Origin of the sequence: Sphingomonas naphthae (assembly GCF_028607085.1) — a bacterium.
GTDB lineage: Bacteria > Pseudomonadota > Alphaproteobacteria > Sphingomonadales > Sphingomonadaceae > Sphingomonas_Q > Sphingomonas_Q naphthae.
In genome coordinates, this window is sequence record NZ_CP117411.1 from 992,920 (window position 1) to 1,009,220 (window position 16,301).

12 protein-coding genes are annotated in these 16,301 nt (G+C 63.9%); 10 read left to right on the forward strand and 2 right to left on the reverse strand.

Going from position 1 to position 16,301, the window contains the following annotated elements:
• Positions 1 to 2 precede the first annotated feature (2 nt).
• Entirely contained in the window at positions 3 to 1,157 is a 1,155-nt protein-coding gene (locus PQ455_RS04695) for a muconate cycloisomerase family protein (RefSeq protein WP_273689611.1), read from the reverse strand.
• 50 nt (positions 1,158 to 1,207) lie between these two features.
• Complete coding sequence (locus PQ455_RS04700; RefSeq protein WP_273689614.1) at positions 1,208 to 1,672, reverse strand: cupin domain-containing protein; 465 nt, start codon at positions 1,670 to 1,672, stop codon at positions 1,208 to 1,210.
• 236 nt (positions 1,673 to 1,908) lie between these two features.
• Here PQ455_RS04700 and PQ455_RS04705 point away from each other — a divergent pair, with 236 nt between their 5' ends.
• From PQ455_RS04705 to PQ455_RS04750, 10 genes are all read left to right on the forward strand, one after another.
• On the forward strand, positions 1,909 to 3,216 hold the full coding sequence (locus tag PQ455_RS04705) for an NAD(P)/FAD-dependent oxidoreductase (RefSeq protein ID WP_273689617.1): 1,308 nt from the start codon (positions 1,909 to 1,911) through the stop codon (positions 3,214 to 3,216).
• Positions 3,213 to 3,407, forward strand: a complete 195-nt coding sequence (locus PQ455_RS04710; protein ID WP_273689619.1) for a ferredoxin — start codon at positions 3,213 to 3,215, stop codon at positions 3,405 to 3,407. The genes PQ455_RS04705 and PQ455_RS04710 overlap by 4 nt, the downstream gene beginning before the upstream one ends.
• A 4-nt stretch (positions 3,408 to 3,411) precedes the next feature.
• The gene (locus tag PQ455_RS04715) at positions 3,412 to 4,638 is read left to right on the forward strand and encodes a cytochrome P450 (RefSeq protein ID WP_273689621.1); all 1,227 of its coding nucleotides are present in this window, start codon (positions 3,412 to 3,414) and stop codon (positions 4,636 to 4,638) included.
• Positions 4,639 to 4,701: 63 nt separating this feature from the next.
• On the forward strand, positions 4,702 to 7,044 hold the full coding sequence (locus PQ455_RS04720) for a transketolase (RefSeq protein WP_273689625.1): 2,343 nt from the start codon (positions 4,702 to 4,704) through the stop codon (positions 7,042 to 7,044).
• Position 7,045: 1 nt separating this feature from the next.
• Positions 7,046 to 8,317, forward strand: a complete 1,272-nt coding sequence (locus tag PQ455_RS04725; protein WP_273689643.1) for a dihydrolipoamide acetyltransferase family protein — start codon at positions 7,046 to 7,048, stop codon at positions 8,315 to 8,317.
• Between the two features lie 32 nt (positions 8,318 to 8,349).
• Positions 8,350 to 10,098: a biosynthetic-type acetolactate synthase large subunit gene (gene ilvB, locus PQ455_RS04730; protein WP_273689645.1), complete on the forward strand. Its 1,749-nt coding sequence runs from the start codon at positions 8,350 to 8,352 to the stop codon at positions 10,096 to 10,098.
• A gap of 133 nt (positions 10,099 to 10,231) precedes the next feature.
• Positions 10,232 to 11,131 (forward strand): LysR family transcriptional regulator, encoded by a 900-nt coding sequence (locus tag PQ455_RS04735; RefSeq protein ID WP_273689646.1) that lies wholly within the window; start codon positions 10,232 to 10,234, stop codon positions 11,129 to 11,131.
• A 233-nt stretch (positions 11,132 to 11,364) separates the two neighbouring features.
• Positions 11,365 to 14,865, forward strand: coding sequence for an RHS repeat domain-containing protein (locus tag PQ455_RS04740; RefSeq protein WP_273689647.1), 3,501 nt, complete (start codon positions 11,365 to 11,367; stop codon positions 14,863 to 14,865).
• Between the two features lie 8 nt (positions 14,866 to 14,873).
• Complete coding sequence (locus PQ455_RS04745; protein ID WP_273689649.1) at positions 14,874 to 15,281, forward strand: hypothetical protein; 408 nt, start codon at positions 14,874 to 14,876, stop codon at positions 15,279 to 15,281.
• Between the two features lie 327 nt (positions 15,282 to 15,608).
• A complete protein-coding gene (locus PQ455_RS04750; protein WP_273689651.1) occupies positions 15,609 to 16,277 on the forward strand; it encodes a transposase in 669 nt (222 codons plus the stop codon).
• The last annotated feature ends 24 nt before the right edge of the window (positions 16,278 to 16,301 follow it).

Below are 16,301 nucleotides of genomic sequence, written 5' to 3' on the forward strand. Positions count from 1 at the left end.
GGCTAGGCTCCCACGGCCTGATCGACGAACAGCCGCGCGGGGCGGTCGCGCCGCAGGGTCGAGACGGCATCCTCGTCGAGATCGATGCCCAGCCCCGGCCCGGCCGGCACGCCGAGAGAGAAATCCGAATAGTCCAGCGGCTGTTGCAGAATCTCGGTGGTCAGCAGGAGGGGGCCGAACAATTCGGTGCCCCAGTCCAGCTTCGGGAAGGTGACAAAGGCATGGGCCGAGGCGATCGAGCCGATGCCGGCCTCCAGCATCGTGCCGCCATAGACGCCGATGCCCGACACGTCGGCGATGGTCTGCACCTGTTGCGCGGCACGGAGCCCGCCGGACTGCTCGATCTTGATGGCGAACACGTCGCAGGCGGCATGGCTGGAATGGACGTGCGCGGAGGCCGGGCCGGTCAGGCCCTCGTCCGCCATGATCGGGATCGCCGCCGCCGCGCGCAAACGCGCCATTCCGGCCACGTTGGAGCCCGCGATCGGCTGCTCGACCAGATCGCAGCCGACATCGGCGAGCATGGCGATCCCCCGGCGCGCCTCCACCTCGTTCCACGCCATGTTGACGTCAACCCGCACCGACGCTTTCGTGCCGAGCGCTCGCTTGATCGCCCCGACATGCGCGACGTCTTCGGCTATGCTCCGCTTGCCGATCTTCAGCTTGAAGCAATCGTGGCGCCGCCGGGCGAGCATGTCCTCGGCTTCGGTGATGTCCTGCGCGGTATCGCCGCTGGCCAGGGTCCACAGCACCGGCAGCCGATCCCTCACCCGCCCGCCGAGCAACTCGCTGACCGGCAGCCCGGTGCGCCGGCCGAGGGCGTCGAACAGGGCCGTTTCGATGGCGCATTTGGCGAAGCGGTTGCCGACCACGGCCCGCGCCAGCCGCTGCATCGCCGCACCTGGCCTGTCCGCGTCCGTGCCCAGGATCAGCGGCGCGAGATAGGTATCGATCGCCAGCTTGATGCCTTCGGGGCTTTCCTCGCCATAGGCGAGCCCGGCGATGGTAGTGGCTTCGCCGATCCCAACGCTTCCGTCCGAGCAGTGAAGCCGCACGATGCAGAGCGTCTGATGGCGCATCGTCGCCATGGCGAGGACGTGCGGCCGGATCGTCGGCACGTCTAGGAGGATCGTCTCGATCCGTTCAACCCGAACCATGATCGGTCTTTCGATTGCGAGGGAGGGGCGCCGAACCGGCGGACGGGAGTTCAGGCGACGGCCCGATCGCGCCAGATCTCCGGCATGTCGCACGCCACAGTTCCGAGGTTCGACGGCACCGAGACTTCGAGGCAGTCGAAGTCCTCCGAAATGTCGATTTCGGTATGTTTGAAGCCGCCGGGAATGAACACGGTGTCGCCGGCTTCAAGGCGCAATGTCCGGCCGTCTTCGAGCTGGAAGACGATATAGCCGCCGAACAGATAGACGAACTGCATCTCGCAGAGATGATAGTGCCAGCCGGTGCCCTGGGTCTTGCCGGTCACGATGATCCGCTGCGCCCGCATCCGCCCGTTCGTGGCGTCGGTCACGCCGTAATCGAGATATTCCATCCAGTTGCGGCGGCCTTTCATGACCCGCACTTCCTTGGCGTGGGTCTCGGCGAACTGAAAACCCTGTTCCTTCCCGAGCGTGCCGGTGCGCGCGTCCGGCGCGATTGCAATGTCACCTTCGGTCATCGCCCAAATCTCCATGATCGCCTGCCGGCTGGTTGTCTTTATGGATGTACGCTATGCGGCCAAGTAAAGCGCTATGCGGACGATTGATGTGGCGTGATGACGTTCGCCTGTCAAGGCGATCGAACGGCGGCCGGTTGCTTAATGGCGCTTGACCAACGCCGGCCTTTCTGTGATTAATCCGCATAGCGGTCATACAAGACGCAATGCGTACATAACGAGCTAGGGTGGAGGGCAGCTTGATTTCGATTGTTGACACCTTGCCCCGCGCAACGACCGATACGCTCGCGCCGGACCTCTCCTCGGCCGGCCGATCGGCCGCAGCGGAATGGCCGGTGGTGATCGTCGGCGCATCGGTGGCCGGGCTCAGCGTAGCCGAGGCGCTGCGCCGTCACGGCTATTCCGGCGAGATCGTCATGGTGGATTCGGCCGATGGCTTTCCGGGAGATCGTCCGCCCTTGTCCAAGGCCGCGCTGTTTCCCGCCGGCGAGACGACCGTCTATGATGTGGTGCCCGCGATCCGCCGGGAGGCGTTGGCGATGAGCTGTATCTTCGGCGCTGCGGCGACGGGGGTCGACCGGCATGCCCGACTGCTCCGTCTCGCCGACGGCCGGTCGCTCGCTTATTCCGATCTGGTGATCGCGTCGGGCGTGCGCCCCCGTGCTTTCCCAGGCTCCAACCACCGGGAACCGATCGAGGGGCTTCACATGCTCCGCACGGCCGCCGATGCCGGCCGTCTGCGTGCGGCCCTGGCTCGCGGCGGCTCCATCGCGATCGTCGGCGGGGGCGTGCTGGGTCTCGAAGTGGCTGCAACCGCGCGGGGGCTGGGGTGCGAGGCGAGCGTGATCGAGCAGACGCCGGCCGGTCTGGCGGCGAAGCTCGGCGCGACGCTGGCGCAACGCCTGCTGGATCTGCATCGCGCCCATGGCGTCAGGCTCGAGTTCGGTGTGGAAGCCGTCGGTTTCGAGGCCGGCCAGTCCGGCAGCGGGCGCATCGAGGGGCTTCGCCTCACCGATGGCCGCGTCGTGCCGGCATCGGATATCCTCGTCGCGATCGGGTGCCGGCCGAACGTCGAATGGCTCGCGAAGGCCGGGCTCGATCTGTCGGACGGCGTCGTTTGCGATCCGTTCGGCATGGCCGTCGACCACATCTGGGCCGCCGGCGATGTCGCGCGGATTCCGGGCTTAACGGAAGAGGGGCGCCGGCAGGAGCATAAGCAGAACGCCATCGATCATGGCCGGCTTGTCGCCGCCAATCTCCTCGCCGCGCGCGCCGGGCTGCCGCTGAAACGCCTGGAGGCGGTGCCCTATTTCTGGACCGATCAGTTCGACGTGAAAATCCAGTTCGCGGGCGCCTACAGCCCGGCGGCGCGGGAGATGGTCGTGCCGGTCGAGGGGCGCGAGGGTGCGATCGCGGTGCGGTTCGAGGTGGAGGGCCGGCTGATCGGCGCCGCCACATGGAATGCCCCCAAGGCGATGACGCAACTCCGCCGGGAGATCGAACTCGCCTGTCTCCCCATCGACGCTCCAAAGGAGAGCATTTCGTGAAAATCAAAGTGGAAGAAAGCTGGTGTGTCGCCAGCGGGTCGTGCGTCCTGGCGGCACCCAAGGTCTTCGATCAGGACGAAAATGGCGTGGTCATCCTCCTTCAGGACCGGCCAGCCCCGGAACTGCATGCCAGCGTACGTACGGCGGCCTCGGTCTGCCCGAGCGCCGTGATCTCGATCGAAGAGGATTGAAGCGATGGACACGCAGGACGACCTCATCAATTTTCCGCCGCCGCGCAGCATGAAATGCCCGTTCGATCCAGCCCCCGTCCTGACGGACCTTCAGCGGTCCGCCGGTATCGGGCGCGTGAAGATCTGGAACGAAAGCCAGCCTTGGCTCATCACCCGGCACGAGGATGTGAAAGCGGTGTTCGCCGATGAGAGCCGGGTCAGCGCCGATCCGAGCAAGCCCGGCTATCCGGAACAGAACGCGGGTTACAAGGCAACCGTCGGCGCGGATCGCTCGCTCCGTACCCTCGACAATCCCGAGCACGACATTCAAAAGCGGATGATCATGGGTAGTCTCTCGGCCCATGCCGTCGAGGCGATCCGGCCGAAGATCCAGCAGACCGTCGACGGCCTGATCGACGATATGCTGGCAAAGGGGAACAAGGCGGATCTGGTCGCGGACTTCGCCGCCGTGATCCCGATGCAGGTCCTCTGCGACCTGCTGGGCATCCCTTACGCGGACCGCGAATTTTTCGCGAGCAACGTCGAAACCAGCTTCTCCCACGCGACAACCCAGGCCGAGGCCGAAGCCGCTGCGGCAGCCTTCTTCGAATATCTGGACCGGCAGGTCGATGCGAAGCTGGCACAGCCGGATGACGCGCTGATGAGCCGGCTCATTCACAATCAGATGGCGTCGGGCAAGCTGACCCGCCAGGACGTCAAGGAAATCGTCCGCTCGCTCGTGTTCGCGGGCACCGAGACCACGACCTCGGCGATCGGCCTCGGCATGCTGACGCTACTGCGACATCCCGATCAGATGGCCGAGATCGTCGCGACCGACGACCGCAAACTTCTCACCAATGCCGTGTTCGAACTGATGCGCTACCTGGGCATCACCCACACGGGGCGTCGGCGGGTCATCACCGCGCCAGTGCAGGTCGGCGATCAGATCCTCCAGCCGGGCGAAGGCGTCATCATCGCCAACACGCTGGCCGATCGCGACGAGCAGATCTTCCCGGATGCCGATCGGTTCGACATCCATCGGCCCAACGCCAAGAACACCTTGGCCTTCGGCTATGGCGTGCACCAATGCCCCGGCCAGTATCTTAGTCGCGTGGAGCAGCAGGTCGTACTGGCGACCCTTCCGAGGCGCATTTCCAGTCTGCGGCTTGCCGTCCCGTTCGATGCGGTTCGCTTCAAGGAAACGGGCACGATGTACGGCCTCCACGAGTTGCCCGTCGAGTGGGACGCCTGATCGACCCCCGACAGAGCAGGATGCCGGCTCCGCGGCGGAGCCCGATCGCAGGATAGAATCAAGATGGCAGATACGCTCCAGCAGGATCGCGCCGAAATCGTCGCATCCTTGCAGCAACTGGATATTCGGCTGCGCTGGCTTTCGTCGTGGATGGTCCACAACGCCACGCACATCCGCCCGAAGCGGGACGGGATAAAGGTCGGCGGCCATCAGGCGAGCTGCGCCTCGATGACGGCCATCATGGCGGCGCTCTATTTCCACGCCTTGCGCCCGCAGGACAAGGTGGCGGTAAAGCCGCACGCCGGCCCCGTCCTGCACGCCATCCATTATCTGCTCGGCCAGCAGTCGTGCGAGCAGATGCAGCGGTTTCGCGGGCTGGGCGGCGTGCAGAGCTATCCCAGCCGCACCAAGGATGCGATCCCGGTCGATTTCTCGACGGGCTCGGTGGGGCTGGGGGTGGCCGTCACGGCGTTCAGCAGCCTGGTGCAGGATTATCTGGTGGCCCACGGCCAGGTGCGGGCCGAGGATGCCGGCCGGATGATCGCGCTGATGGGCGATGCCGAACTGGACGAGGGCAATATCTACGAATGCCTGATCGAGGGCTACAAGCATGATCTGCGCAATTGCTGGTGGATCGTCGATTACAATCGCCAGTCGCTCGATTCGACCACGGCGGACCGGATGTTTCGCCGGTTCGACGACATTTTCGAGACGTGTGGGTGGCGCGTTGTCACGCTCAAGTACGGCAAACTTCAACGCGAAGCCTTTACTCGGCCGGGCGGCAAGACGATCGAGGAATGGATCGACAACTGTCCCAACGCCGAATTCGCCGCGCTCACCTATCAGGGCGGGGCGGCGTGGCGCGCGCGGCTACAAGCCGACGTCGGCGGCAAGCCTCATGTTGGAAAGCTGCTCGACAGTTATGACGACGAGGCGCTCGCCGCCTTGATGACCAACCTCGGCGGCCATTGCATCGAGACGCTGATCGATGCGTTCGACAGCGCCGACGACGACCGCCCGACCTTGTTCATCGCTTACACGGTGAAGGGCTTCGGCCTGCCCCTCGCCGGGCATAAGGACAATCACTCGGGCATGATGAATGTCCCACAGATGGAGCAGTTCCGCGCCAGCCTGGGAATTGTCGAAGGGCAGGAATGGGAGCCTTGGGGCGGCCTGGGCGAAAATGCCGCCGCGCAGCTCAAGGGGTTTGTTGAGGCCACACCGTTCGCGCGGAAATCGCGCGAGCCGGTTGCGTCGGCGGTCCCTGTGCCCGATCGACTGCCCGTGCCGCAGGGCGCCGAGCAATCGACGCAGGCCGCGTTCGGCCGCATCCTGCTCGATCTGGCGAAGTCCGCCGAGGCGCTGGCTGATAGGATCGTAACCACAGCGCCTGACGTGACGCAGACCACGAACCTCGGCGCCTTCGTCAATCAGCGGGGTGTCTTTCGCCGGCAGGAACTGGCCGACGTTTTTCACAAGGCCAAAATTCCGTCGGCACAGAAATGGTCTCAGCACGCGGCAGGGCAGCATATCGAACTCGGTATCGCCGAGAATAACTTCTTCATCCTGTTGGCGTCGTTGGGCTTGGCCGCGCCGCATTTCGGAACGCGCCTGCTGCCGGTGGGCACGGTATATGACCCTTTCATCGCGCGGGGCCTCGATGCCCTGAACTACGGCTGCTATCAGGATGCACGCTTCCTGTTGATAGGTACGCCGTCCGGCCTCACGCTGGCGCCCGAAGGTGGCGCGCACCAGTCGATCAACACCCCGCTGATCGCGATGGGACAGCCCAACCTCACCTATTTCGAGCCCGCCTATGCCGACGAACTGGCGCTCATGATGCGCTGGTCGTTCGATCATATGCAGCAGGCGGATGGCGGCTCGGTCTATCTCCGCCTGACCACCCGCTCGATCCCACAGATGGCCCGCGACAATGATGGGTGGGAGGCGGATGCGCTTGATGGCGGCTATTGGCTGCGCCGACCTGCGGAGGGGGCGGAGGCGGCGATCGTGTTCACCGGCGCGGTGGCCCCCGAAGCCCTTGCCGCGTGGGAGCAACTCTCCGAGGATCTGCCCGGCCTCGGCCTCCTCAACGTGACGTCGCCCGATCTGCTGCATCGTGGCTGGTCCGCCCGCCGCGCCTCGCGGTGGGGCGGCGGGGCGGATGACGCGTCACATGTCGAGCGCCTGCTATCGGTATTGGCGCCCGGCGCCGGGCTGGTGACCGTACTCGACGGCGCCCCATCGGCCTTGTCCTGGCTGGGCGGCGTGACCGGTCTGCGGGTCAGTCCGCTCGGCGTCGATCGCTTCGGTCAGACCGGCGACCTGCCCGATCTATACCACACCTATCGGCTCGATTCCGACGCGATCGTCGAGGCGGCTGCCGAACTCTTTCTGGGACACTGACATGGCGATCGAACTCAGGATGCCGGCCCTCTCGCCGACGATGGAAAAGGGCACTCTGGCCAAATGGCTGATCGCGGAAGGCGATTGGGTGAAGCCCGGCGACCTGCTGGCGGAGATCGAAACCGACAAGGCCACGATGGAATTCGAGGCGATCGACGAGGGGCGTATCGCGCAACTGCTCGTCGATGAGGGGACCGACGATGTCGCGGTCGGCACGGTGATCGCGCTGCTGGGGCAGGAGGCGGACAGCCCCGCGTCCCGCCCGCTCGAGGAGGCCGTGCCCGCCATCGCGGGGATCGTCGAAGCGGCACCGCCTGCTCCCGTCGTGCCGCCCTCCCGCACCGAAGCGCCGGCGACCAGCCGTGCCCGTCCGTCTCCGGCCGATCGCGTCAAGGTCAGCCCGCTGGCGCTGCGTATCGCCGAAGCCAAGCGCATCGACCTGTCGGGCATCTCCGGCAGCGGGCCGAACGGGCGGATCGTGCGTTCGGATCTGGGCCTGAAACCGATCGCCTCGCCCCCTCCGGCAAGCCAGGCCACCACGCCGGTCGCGGTTCTGCCCGTCGCATCGCCCCCGCCCGCCGGGGTGCCGGTCGAGACCGTCAAGCTGAGTTCTATGCGCCGCACGATCGCGCGGCGCCTGAGCGATAGCAAGCAGAGCGTGCCGCACTTCTATCTCACCGTGCGGTGCAATCTCTATGCGTTGCTCGGGCTGCGCGCCAAGTTGAACGACGGCCTTGCCGCTCGGGGCATCAAGCTCAGCGTCAACGACATGCTCATCAAGGCGATGGCGCTGGCATTGGTCGATGTGCCCGACGCCAACGTCCAGTTCGGTGGCGAGGAACTGCATCGCTTCGGCCGGGTCGATATCGCCATGGCCGTCGCGATCGAGGGTGGCCTGATTACCCCGATCATCCGCGACGTGGGTACCCTCTCTTTGTCGGCGATCGCGCAGGCCAGCAAGGCCCTCGCGACCAAGGCGCGCGAAGGGAGGCTCGCACCGGAGGAATATCAGGGCGGTACGGCTTCGATCTCCAATCTCGGCATGTTCGGGATCGACGAGATGGTGCCGGTCATCAATCCGCCGCAGGCCCTGATCCTCGGCATCGGCGCCGGCATCGAGCAGCCGTGGAAGGTCGACGGCCAGATCGCTCTGGCCACGATCATGGCGGCGACGGCGAGCTTCGACCATCGCGCGATCGACGGCGCGGTCGCGGCCCGCTTCATGGCGGCGTTCCGCAACTATGTCGAAACGCCGCTGCTGATCGTCGGCTGATTGCCAAATACCCCTTACCGGACTTGATCGATATGGACGACGCGACCGGCGCGCAGATTATCCTGCGGACGCTCGCCGACCTCGGCGTCGAAGTGATCTTCGGCTACCCCGGCGGCGCGGTTCTGCCCATTTACGATAAACTGCTGATGCAGGACCGTATCCGCCATATCCTGGTGCGACACGAGGCGGGCGCGGTGCATGCCGCCGAGGGTTATGCGCGATCGACTGGCCGGCCCGGAGTCGTGCTGGTTACCTCCGGGCCGGGCGTCACCAATATCGTCACCGGCCTGGCCGACGCCTTCATGGATTCCATCCCGCTGATCGCGATCACAGGGCAGGTGCCGACCCATCTGATCGGCACCGATGCCTTTCAGGAGTGCGACACGGTCGGCATTACCCGGCACTGCACGAAGCACAATTATCTGGTGAAGGAGACCGCGCGTCTCCAGCCCGTGATACACGAAGCATTCGCCATCGCCACGACCGGGCGGCCGGGTCCGGTGCTGATAGACGTGCCGCGCGACGTTCAGGTCGGGCGAGCCTCTGCGAAAACGGGTGGAGCCGCTCCAGCGTCCCGAACCTGCAAGCCTATCCATGATCCCGCGCTGCGCGATATCGAGGCGGCTGTAGCGATGTTGCACGGCGCCGAACGGCCGATCTTCTATACCGGCGGCGGGGTCGTGAACGCCGGCCCGCACGCGACCCGCCATCTGCGCGATCTGGCCGGGCTCGTAGGTGCGCCGGTTACATCGACTCTTATGGGTTTGGGTGCCTTCCCCGCATCGTCGCCGCAATGGCTGGGCATGCTGGGCATGCACGGCACCTACGAAGCCAATCTGGCGATGCACGAGGCGGACCTGATCGTCGCGATCGGCGCGCGTTTCGACGATCGGGTCACCGGGCGGATCGACGGGTTCAGCCCGCACTCGCGCAAGATCCACATCGATATCGATCGCAGTTCGATCAACAAGAATGTGCGTGTCGATCTTCCCATCGTCGCGGATGCGGGGGCGGCGCTTTCGGCGATGCTGGCGGCATGGCGGCGCAAGGGGCTCTCCCCGGCGCCGCTCGATGGCTGGTGGGAGCGGATCGACGGCTGGCGCGCGGCCGATTGCCTCGCTTTCGAGGGCAGGGCAGGGGAGCTGGCCCCGCAGGACGCCTTGCGCCGGCTCTGGGCACAGGTTCGCGATCGACGCCCGATCGTGACGACGGACGTGGGCCAGCATCAGATGTGGGCTGCACAGCATCTCGGCTTCGATCGGCCCAATGCCTGGCTGACGAGCGGGGGGCTCGGCACGATGGGCTACGGCCTGCCCGCCGCGATCGGCGCGCAGATCGGCCATCCCGACGCTCTGGTGGTCGGTATCACCGGCGATGCCTCGTTCCAGATGAACATGCAGGAGATGGCCACCGCCGTCCAATATCGCTTGCCGATCAAGATGTTCATGCTGAACAACCGCCATCTCGGCATGGTGCGGCAGTTGCAGGAGATCGGCTATGGCGAGCGATATGCCGCCAGCTATTCGGATGCCCTGCCGGATTTCGTCGAAGTGGCCGAGGCCTATGGCTGGGCTGGTATCCGCATCACCGGTCCGGATGATCTCGACGCCGGCATCGCCGCCATGCTCGCGGAGCCCGGCCCCGTGCTCGTCGATTGTACCGTCGCCAATCTCGACAATTGCTATCCGATGATCCGCAGCGGGGCGGCGCATAACGAGATGCTGCTCGGTCGCGATCTCTGCGGTGATGAGCCCGATCTCGCCAGCGCCGGCGTCTTCTAGCATCGGGCCTCGAAGCCTGTCGAACGCGGTGGCGACGCGGATGCCAGCGGTCTATTGAGTGATGCCATGATCTCGGTTCGCCACCAGTTTATCTCTTGTCGGCAATGCCCAGGCGACCGATCGGCGTGCCACCATGCTTGACCGACGCATCAGTCATGTGGTCGCGATCGCGCATGCCGGATCGTTTACGAAGGCCTCCCAGTCGGTCGGCATCTCGCAATCGGGCATTACGAAGAGCGTTGCCGATCTCGAGGAGGAACTCGGCTTCTCGCTGTTCCATCGCACTGCGCGCGGCGCGACGCTGACGGAGGAGGGGCGGGAGTTTGTCGATCGCGCCGAACGTCTGCTCGACGATGCCCGCACCCTGCTCGCGGGCAAACACCAGACCCGCGATGTCTTCGCCCAGACGCTCAGGATCGGCGTGTGCCCGTCCTCGCTCGATCTCCTGCTGGTGGAGCCGCTCGCAACCCTGCTGCATCATCACCCCAGCATCCGGTTCGACGTCGTGCGATCGACCTTCGAGCATGGTGCCCAACTTCTGCGTACCGGCGCGATCGACGTGGGCGTCGGTTTCGAGGAGGCTTTCGCGGAATGGGGCGAGTTCAAGTGCGAACACATCACAACGATGAATCTCAGCTTTTTCGTTCGCAAGGGGCATCCCATCCTCGCTCTGCCCGAGATCACATCGGCAGACCTTGGGCGATACAATCTTGTCCTGCCAAGTGACTCGCGCCCCTACGGCCCGGTCATCCGCGCCATGTTGGGCCAGGATGGGGATTGGCGTCGGCGGCTGCATGTGATCGATTACTTCCCGATCGTCACCCGCATTGTCGAAACATCGGACACGATCGGCCTTGCTCGTAGGGGTTTCACCTCGACAACGGACTTTCTAAAAACCTTCGCGCATGTGCCAGCGGATCACATGCTGCCCCAAATGCGATTGTGCTGCGCGACAAGTGTGCGGCGCGAGCCCGGGCCGGCCGTTCGCGCGTTCGTGCAGAGCGTGAGGGAAGCGCACTCGTTGAGTTTGTAGAGATATTCAGTCCGACATGCATTCAATCTATACATGGATCTGCCTAATCGACCGCTAGTCTGTTAGCGTGTGTATTGAAATAGTATCATAAAACTATCGACTTCACTGGCGGTTGGAGCGACAGCGTCGGGGCGACTCGCTGGTTGCGGCTTGCCTGATCCCGGGATGACGATCTTGCCGGGACTTCGGTCGGTGGGGCGGCGCGGTGCCGCTCTGCCGGACCGGAGGCCATCATGGCCAAGCTCACCGACACCCAGACGATCCTGCTCTCGACCGCCGCCCAGCGCGCCGACCGCAACCTGCACCCGCTGCCCGCTTCGATCACCAACCGCTCGCGCGTCACCATGGCGATCGCCTCCCTGGTAAGGGCGGGGTTGGTCGAGGAACGCGAGACCGGCACCTTCGCCACCGACGCGTGCCTCGCCGCCATCGGCGTTGAGGTCGGGCAGGGGGCCGCGCCCGAGAGCGCAGCGCCGAGGCGGCGGAGCAGCCGGTCGCCTCGCCGGCGCGCGCCACTGGTGCGGGAATGGAACGGGCAGGCCCATGTGGTGACGGTGGGCGAGGATCAGGTAATCCGCTGGGACGGGCGGGAATGGCGGTCCGTGATCGACGCGGCGGGACGGACCTGGCAGTATAGCTATGATTTTGGCCGCCTTTCCGGCATACGTCGCCCCGGCGCGTCGAGCGATGCCATCACGATCAGCTACTGGGACGCGATCAAGGTTCATCAAGTCATCCAGGCCGGGCCGGCCTGGACCTACAATTACGACGACACCAATCACGTTCGATCGATTACCAACCAGCGCGGTCACGAGCGACGCGTAACCTTGGACGCGAACGGCCGACTGATATGGAACAGGGACGAAACGGGCTGCATCACGACCTACGAGCGTGATGGATCAGGCCGTGTGACCAAGGTCACCGCGCCCGAGGGGAATAATTCCCAGATCGCCTATGATGCTCGCGGCAATGTCACGCACGTCTGGTACGTCAGCAAGCCCGGTAGCGGGACCGCCTGGACGCAGACGTTTGCCAGTTATCCGGCGACCTGCGACAACATTTTCAAATGTAACAAGCCTGAGAGCGCGACGGACGAGCGGGGCGGGGTAACGATCTACGACTATGACGACAACAACGGCCTGCCGAAGAAGGTGACGGCGCAGGCCGGTGCTGGTCCGCTCACGCCATCTGTGACAACCTATGGCTACGACATCTACGGCAACGTGACGGTCGTGACCGACCCGCTCAATAACGTGACGCGGAGCTATTATAACGCGGCGCGCCAGCCGACGATGGTGGTGGGTCCCGACCCGGACGGCGCCGGTCCGCTTCGGCGGCGCGCCGTTCAGATCGGCTATAACGCCGATGGCACGGTGGCCGCGCAGCGGCGCGGTGCCGCCGATGACCAGAATGGCGCGAACTGGACCGAGTTGCAGCGCACGGACTATGGCTATGACGCGCTGGGCCGGCGAACGAGCGAGGCGCTCGCCAAGGACGGCACCTTCCACCAATTGACCCAGCGCACTTATAGCGACGTCGGTCTGTTGGAGTGCGAGACCGTGCGGATGAACCCGGCGGTGTATAACGCGCTGCCGGACTGGGCGTGCACGCCATCGACGGAAGGGCCGGACGGTCCCGACCGGATCACGCTCTACGAATATGAGCCCAACGGGCTACTGTCGAAAGTGCATGACGGGATCGGCACCCCGCAGGGGCGGCGGGTCAGCTACTACACCTATCATCAGAACAAGCAGGTGGCCTCGGTACAGGATGCCAACAACAATACGACCAGCTATCTCTACGATGGTCTGGACCGCCCTCAGCGGACGACCTATCCTGACGGCTCCTACGAGGAGCTGAGCTACGATGGCGTGGGCAATGTGGTGGACCGTCGTCTGCGGGATACCAAGCATGTGACCTATGGCTATGACGCGCTGGGGCGTATGGCGCGGATGACGCCGCCCACGGGCGCGTGGCAGGATCGAGAGATCACCTACGCCTATGATCTGTTCAACCAGCTCGTGAATGCCGATGACTCGGTCTATGGCCACAATGTGCGGTTCGAGACCGATCCGCTGGGCCGCCCGACGCTGGAATATGGCCCTTACACCAACAAGACGATGCATCGCGACGTCATGGGCCGGCTGACCCGGATCGACTATGGCGACGGCTTCGCGGTCAATTACGGTTATGACGCGACCGGCGCGATGACCTGGATCAAGGACGGCAACGACACCACGATCGCGACCTTCACCTACGACGATCTGGGGCGTCGCACCCAGCTGTGGCGGAGCGGGGACATGGCCACGAGCTATGGCTATGACGGGGCGTCGCGGCTCTCGAGCCTGTCGCACACCTTCATCCATTCGCCGGGCGCGAACGTCGCCTACGGGTTCAGTTACAACGCGGCCGGGCAGATCATAAAGCGGGAGATGACCAACGACGCCTATCTGTGGGACCAGGAGGCGAGCGTCTACCGGACCTATGGGGTGAACGCGCTCAACCAATATACCAGCGCCGGTGGGCAGGGGATGAGCTACGACGAGCGGGGCAATTTGACCGGGTCGGGCTCGGGCGTGTACGGCTACACGTCGGCCAACCAGCTGGCCTGGACCGGCAACAACCAATGGTTCTTCTACGACGCGGTCGGCCGGCTCGACATCGACAGCAGCGCCGGCCAGTTGCTCAACTACATGGGCGACAAGCTGCTGATGGAGCATGACAGCAGCAACGGCCAGATCACGCGCCACTATGTCTATGGCCCGGGCACCGACGAGCCGCTGTTCTGGTTCGAGGGGAGCGGCTACGGCGACCGCCGGGCGCTGTTCGCCGACGAGCGGGGCTCGGTCGTGAACGTCGCCAACAGCGCGGGGCAGTCGATGGCGATCAACGCCTATGACGATTACGGCATCCCCAAGACGGGCAACCTCGGGCGCTTCGGCTACACCGGCCAGCAGTGGAACCCGACGCTGGGGATGTATTACTACAAGGCCCGCATCTACTCGCCCACCCTCGGCCGCTTCATGCAGACCGATCCCATCGGATACGGCGATGGCATGAACATGTATAACTATGTCCGTAGCGATCCGATTAACTTTAGCGACCCAATGGGGTTAGAAGACGAGGAAATTGGCGTCACTGCTGGCGTGAACTGCGGTCTGCATCGATCCGATCCTCGCTGTACGTCCGGGTATGGACCGCAACCAGGGACTGGATGGTGGTTTCAACTACGTATCAGCAATGGATATGGCGGTCCGGACGCCCGGGAAATGGAGATGCGCACGTTAATGTGCGCATCCGAAGGCGGATTTATGAATTGTGTTACGCCGCAAATGCAGCAGGTGGCGTATCAACCTGGACAATGCGTCCAATCTGCGGCGAATGCCAGCAAGCTGGACTACAGCAAGATGCTCCACAAAGGTCGAACGCAGAGCACACAAGATCATATTATTGATCGCCATCTGTCGGGCACAAGATGGGTGTCTCAGTATTATCAGAACGCCGGGTTCCGGGGCGTAATAAACAATAACTCTTTCACATATCAGTATGGTGTACAGAGCTTTGATCCGGTTCGAGGTCTCCATACTTTTGATGCACCCCATCCACTCGCATTCCTAAGCTACATAGGCATATACGCCTCATACGGAACTGATGCGTCGGACCAGCCGGCTTATACAAACCACCTGGTGACGTTGAGCGACTGTCAGACGGTGCTGACCTCGTACCCCCGATGAGAATGCCCGTGTCGAATGGTGCAATGATTACGGTGGTCGACTCTGAGGAGAAGCCGAGCCACGAGTGCTCCGGAGCAAAGTCCTTCATTGCAAATGTTGGGACATTCTATGGCGAGCTTGGGCTTGAACCTGGGCGATTTCAGAGGTGGACACTCGAGTTCGGTGCTGATTGCATGGGCGTTTCTCCGACCGGAGAGACGCTTATCCCTGAGTTTCCTGTGTTCTCTAAAGTTGCTTGGATGGATATCGATCCGGTCGTAATTAAAGATGCTGATTTGTTTGCTTTAATTGTTGAGTGCGCATTGATTTGCACGAAGGCTCTTAGCAGTGAAGTGGCGGCGGAGGCGGATGCTATTCGACGGCTTGCTGAATGTGCGATAAGCAAGCAACTTGCCCTTAAATTCGACCATAGCTAATGGCAATCGTTTAGCTGAGAGAGCCAGGAGGACGTCGGATGAGAATCAACTGGCTTGCAGGCGGCATGCTCCTGTCTGGAGCACTTGTTGTTGGTACGGTCGCGATTTACGCACGCCAGTTCACGACAAGCGTTCATGTGTCGATCTGGGGTATCATGCTGATTACTCTCATTGGCGGGTTAGCAGGTAACGTGGGGTGGAAGCTTCGTCGGATTTTCATTGCAAGATAATGGCAGCGCCTCCTCGCGGCTGCTAAGCGGTTGTCTGCACATCGAAATAAATTAAAGTGACAGTTTACTAAACCCCCAAATCTGTCACCATACTGCTATGGCCCGCCTCCCACGGATCGTCCTTCCCGGCATCCCGCATCATGTGACGCAGCGCGGCAATGGCCGGGCGCAGACATTTTTCGAAGAGGGCGACTATGCGCTGTATCTCGATCTGCTGGCGGATGCCGCGGACCGTGCAAGGGTGGAGGTGTGGGCGTACTGCCTGATGCCGACCCATGTTCATGTCGTGGTGACGCCTTCCGACCCCGACGGCTTGCGCGCGACGTTCGCAGATCTCCACCGCCGCTACACCGGCTATATCAATGCCCGCCGCCGCACGACCGGCCACCTCTGGCAGGGCCGCTACGACTCGGTGGCGATCGACGACGCCCACTTCGTCACTGCCCTGCGCTACATATCGCTCAATCCCGTCCGCGCCCGGCTCGTCGAGCGGCCTGAGCAATGGCGCTGGTCGAGCGTTGCGGCGCATCTTGCTGGCCGCGACGATCCCGTCGCGCGGGTCGCGCCGGGATTGGAGCGCGTCGGCGACTTCGCCACCTTCCTCGGCGAGGATTTCGACGAGGCCCTCGGCTACGCCGCCTTGCGGCGCGCCGAAAGCGTCGGCCGCCCGATCGGCTCGGAAGACTGGCTACGCGACATGGAAACGCGCATCGGCCGATCCCTGAGACCTGCCAAGCGGGGGCCGGTGGCTCGGCAGGCCCTATAGACCCACCGCAATGCGGGGGGTGCG

Excerpts from the sequence above, each read along its gene's own strand:
- PQ455_RS04695 (WP_273689611.1), bottom strand. The coding sequence starts at position 1,157 with ATGGTTCGGGTTGAACGGATCGAGACGATCCTCCTAGACGTGCCGACG.
- PQ455_RS04700 (WP_273689614.1), bottom strand. The coding sequence starts at position 1,672 with ATGACCGAAGGTGACATTGCAATCGCGCCGGACGCGCGCACCGGCACG.
- PQ455_RS04715 (WP_273689621.1), top strand. The coding sequence starts at position 3,412 with ATGGACACGCAGGACGACCTCATCAATTTTCCGCCGCCGCGCAGCATG.
- PQ455_RS04720 (WP_273689625.1), top strand. The coding sequence starts at position 4,702 with ATGGCAGATACGCTCCAGCAGGATCGCGCCGAAATCGTCGCATCCTTG.
- PQ455_RS04725 (WP_273689643.1), top strand. The coding sequence starts at position 7,046 with ATGGCGATCGAACTCAGGATGCCGGCCCTCTCGCCGACGATGGAAAAG.
- ilvB (WP_273689645.1), top strand. The coding sequence starts at position 8,350 with ATGGACGACGCGACCGGCGCGCAGATTATCCTGCGGACGCTCGCCGAC.
- PQ455_RS04735 (WP_273689646.1), top strand. The coding sequence starts at position 10,232 with ATGCTTGACCGACGCATCAGTCATGTGGTCGCGATCGCGCATGCCGGA.
- PQ455_RS04740 (WP_273689647.1), top strand. The coding sequence starts at position 11,365 with ATGGCCAAGCTCACCGACACCCAGACGATCCTGCTCTCGACCGCCGCC.
- PQ455_RS04750 (WP_273689651.1), top strand. The coding sequence starts at position 15,609 with ATGGCCCGCCTCCCACGGATCGTCCTTCCCGGCATCCCGCATCATGTG.